Origin of the sequence: Aeromonas media (assembly GCF_000819985.1) — a bacterium.
Classification (GTDB): Bacteria; Pseudomonadota; Gammaproteobacteria; order Enterobacterales; family Aeromonadaceae; genus Aeromonas; species Aeromonas media.
This window is the reverse complement of record NZ_CDBZ01000230.1, coordinates 1-3,876: the sequence shown is the minus strand read 5'-3', so window position 1 is coordinate 3,876 and position 3,876 is coordinate 1. Positions and strand designations below refer to the sequence as shown.

Genomic DNA, 3,876 nt, shown 5'->3' with positions numbered 1-3,876 from the left:
ATCCCGGGGCGGGAGGCGGAGTTTCGCGCCCACCTGCCAAGCGTGCGTGACTACGCCCTGGCGCTCGGCTGCACCAAGGTGCACGCCATGAGCGGCATCGTCGACCCGGCACACAGCCTGGCGGCCCACCGCCAGACCCTGATCGAGAACATCCGCTTCGCCGCCGACTTCCTGGCCGCAGACGGCATCAAGGTGCTGCTTGAGCCTCTCAACGATCGGGACGTGCCCGGCTACTTCCTGGCTCACCAGCTCGACGCCCTGGCCCTGGTGCAGGAGATAGACAGACCCAACGTGGGGGTGCAACTCGACCTCTACCACGCCCAGATCATGGACGGGGATCTCACCCGTCTCATCGGCAAGCTGGGACCGGCCATCGGCCACGTCCAGATAGCCTCGGTGCCGGATCGCCACGAGCCGGACGAGGGGGAGATCGCCTACCCCCACCTGTTCAAGGTGCTGGCGCAGGCGGGCTACCACGACTGGATAGGCTGCGAATACAACCCCAGAGCCGGCACCCGGGAAGGGCTGGGCTGGCTGACACAACAATAAGAAACACAACCTACACATGAACGAGTCTGAGGATAACGAGATGCAAATCATCATCACCGGCGGCGGTGGCTTCCTGGGCCAGAAACTGGCCCGGGCCCTGCTGCAAGGCCCCCACCCCTTCACCGAGCTGCTGCTGGTGGACATCCAGCAGCCGCAATCCCCCCTGCCGGATCCCAGGGTGCGCTGCCTGAAGGCCGACCTCACCGAAACCGGTGTCGCCGAGTCCCTGATCAGCGAACGGACCACAGTTGTCTACCACCTGGCAGCCATCGTCAGCAGCCATGCAGAGCAGGATTTCGATCTGGGTTGGAAGGTCAATCTGGACACCACCCGCACCCTGCTGGAGGCCTGCCGCCACACCCGCCCCGGCATCCGCTTCGTCTTCACCAGTTCGCTCGCCGTCTATGGCGGCCCGCTGCCGGAGCTGGTGAACGATGGCACCGCGCTGACCCCGACCTCCTCCTATGGCGCCCAGAAGGCCATGGGGGAGCTCTTGGTCAACGACTACAGCCGCAAGGGCTATGTGGATGGCCTGGTGCTGCGCCTGCCCACCATCTGCGTGCGGCCGGGCAAGCCGAATCGCGCCGCTTCGTCGTTCGTCAGCAGCATCATCCGCGAGCCGCTGCAAGGAGAGAACGCCCTCTGCCCGGTGAGCCCGGAACTGCGTCTCTGGCTCTCGAGCCCCGCCACCGTAGTCGCGAACTTCCTGCTGGCAGCCAGACTCCCCGCGACCGGTGACGCCCGCAGCATCAACCTGCCCGGCATCAGCGTCACCGTCGGCGAGATGCTGGAGGCCCTCGCCCGGGCCGGTGGTCAGGCGGCCCGGGATCGGGTGCAGTTTGCCACCGATCCGGCCATAGAGCGCATAGTCGCGAGCTGGCCGGGACGCATCGACAACCAGCGGGCCAGCGCCCTCGGCTTCGCGGCAGACAGGACGTTTGCCGACATCATCGACAGTTTCATCACCCATGACATGCAGGAGGCATCATGAGCGACATCCCTACCCCCATCATCGGCCTGGTTATCGCCGTCTTCGTACTGGTATTCCTGGTGGTCCGCACCCGGGTGCACGCCCTGATCGCCATGCTGGCGGCGGCCTGCATCGCCGGGATCACAGGCGGCATGAGCATCGACAAGACCCTCACCGTCATCACGCAGGGCTTTGGCTCCACCCTCGGCAGCATCGGCATCGTCATCGGCCTCGGGGTCATGATGGGCCGCCTGCTTGAAGTCTCCGGCGCCGCCGAACAGATCGCCTACAGCTTCATCAAGTGGCTCGGCAAGCGCCGCGAAGAGTGGGCACTGGCCATCACGGGCTACATCGTCAGCATCCCCATCTTCGTGGATTCCGCCTTCGTTATCCTCTATCCGGTGGCCAAGGCGCTGGCGAAAAGCGGCAAGCGCTCCCTGCTGACCCTGGGGGTCGCGCTGGCGGGGGGCCTGGTGGTCACCCACCATACGGTGCCGCCGACCCCGGGGCCGCTCGGTGTTGCCGGTCTGTTTGGCGTGGACATAGGCGCCATGCTGCTGATGGGCATGGCCCTGGCCATCCCCTGCGTGCTCGGCATCGTCTTCTACGCCCAGTGGCTCGACAAGAAGTACCCCGAGTTCGGCGCGAACGCTGCCCAGACCCCGGACGAGCTGCAAGCTACCTATGAGCAGTACCTCAAGGAGAAGGAGGGCAAGACCCTGCCGAGCCTGACCCTGTCGCTGCTGCCGATCCTGGTGCCCATAGTACTTATCTTCGTCAAGGCCATCTTCACCACCCTCGCCACCCTGGAGGGGATGGACGGCCTGATGGCGAACCCCCTGGTGCAGGGCATCAACTTCATCGGCACCCCCATCATAGCGCTCGCCATCAGCGTGCTGCTGGCGGTCTATACGCTGGTGCCGCACATGGACAGACACGCCACCGCCGCTCGCCTCGAAGAGGGGCTGCAATCGGCCGGCATCATACTGCTGGTGACCGGTGCCGGCGGCGCCCTGGGTGCCGTGCTGCGCGACAGCGGTGCGGGCCAGCAGCTCGCCGAGCAGATAGCCCAGCTGCCCATCTCCCCCATCCTGATCCCCTTCATCGTCGCGACCCTGGTGCGCCTCATCCAGGGCTCAGGCACTGTGGCCATGGTGACGGCGGCCTCCATCTCCGCCCCCATACTGGCGCAGATCCCCGGGGTCAACATGCTGCTGGCGGCTCAGGCTGCTACCATGGGGTCGCTCTTCTTCGGCTACTTCAACGACAGCCTGTTCTGGGTGGTCAACCGTATGATGGGGATCTCGGACGTCAAGCAGCAGATGATCGTCTGGTCCATCCCGACCACCATCGCCTGGGCCATCGGCGGCACCGGCGTCGCCCTGCTGAACCTGGTATTCGGCTCCGGCGGCACCTGGTTCGACCCCGTGCTGCCGCTGCTGGTGCTGGCGCTCATCGTCTGGTACGTCAGGGGCCAGTCCCTGGCACCGGCGGCCAGTGCAGTGCCGAGCCGGGAGTCCTGACCCGCAGCGTCATGGCAACGCTGTGTGACGAGGGCCAGTCTGCTAGACTGGCCCTCTTTTTATTCATCTTGCAAAGGAGTGTTGGATGTCTGCTTCTTCCTGGTGGGACAGGTCCACCGGTTTTGCGCTGCTCACCATCTTGCTGTGGGCCTCGCTCGCTGCCCTCACCTCTCGGATCACCAGCGTGTCACCGCTGGTGCTGGTGGGACTGGTGCTCTTCTTCTGTGGCGCGGGTGCCCTGCCGTTCTGGCGCCAGTGGCGCGCCAGCCCCCTCACCTGGCTGGTGACCATCACGGCCCTGCTGCTCTATCACCTGCTGCTGTTCATGAGCTTTCGCCACGCCCCCGTGCTGGAGGCGAACCTCATCAACTACCTCTGGCCCCTGTGCATCATCCTGTTTACCCCATTGTTGCTGCCGGGCCACCCCCTGAGCCTGCACCATCTGCTGGCCGGGGCCCTGGGCCTTGCGGGCTCGGTGCTGGTGATGGTCGATGGTCGGCTGCAACTGCAGCAGGCTCATCTACCGGGCTACCTGCTGGCGCTCGGCGCCGCCATCGTCTGGGGCGCCTATTCAGTGCTCTCCCGCCGTCTGCCCCCCGCCCCCGCCGTGGTCACGGCCGCCGCCTGCCTGCCCGCAGGGCTGCTGGCGCTGCTGCTTGCCTGGGGGCTGGAGGGGCCGCTACCCTTCGACCAGATCCCGCAGGCAGACTGGCTGCTCATCGCCGGGCTGGCCCTCGGCCCCATGGGGGCGGCCTTCGTCACCTGGTATCTGGCGCTGCGGGACGGGGATCCGCGCCGCATCGGGGCGCTCGCCCGCGAATTCAACTTCGAAGT

General features: G+C 66.2%; 4 protein-coding genes. All 4 read left to right on the top strand.

What is annotated here, in order from left to right; all coding sequences use genetic code 11:
* Window positions 1-549: hydroxypyruvate isomerase family protein (locus BN1127_RS20685; RefSeq protein ID WP_042650708.1), on the top strand; the 549-nt coding region annotated here is incomplete at its 5' end.
* Between the two features lie 40 nt (window positions 550-589).
* On the top strand, window positions 590-1,540 hold the full coding sequence (denD, locus tag BN1127_RS20680; protein ID WP_042650707.1) for a D-erythronate dehydrogenase: 951 nt from the start codon (window positions 590-592) through the stop codon (window positions 1,538-1,540).
* Complete coding sequence (locus BN1127_RS20675; protein WP_005328642.1) at window positions 1,537-3,042, top strand: GntP family permease; 1,506 nt, start codon at window positions 1,537-1,539, stop codon at window positions 3,040-3,042. The genes denD and BN1127_RS20675 overlap by 4 nt, the downstream gene beginning before the upstream one ends.
* Before the next feature lie 85 nt (window positions 3,043-3,127).
* Window positions 3,128-3,876, top strand: a 749-nt coding sequence (locus BN1127_RS20670) for a DMT family transporter (RefSeq protein ID WP_042650706.1), incomplete at its 3' end; no start/stop codon positions are given.

Coding starts and splice junctions, on each gene's coding strand:
- BN1127_RS20675 (WP_005328642.1), top strand. CDS start 1,537: ATGAGCGACATCCCTACCCCCATCATCGGCCTGGTTATCGCCGTCTTC.
- denD (WP_042650707.1), top strand. CDS start 590: ATGCAAATCATCATCACCGGCGGCGGTGGCTTCCTGGGCCAGAAACTG.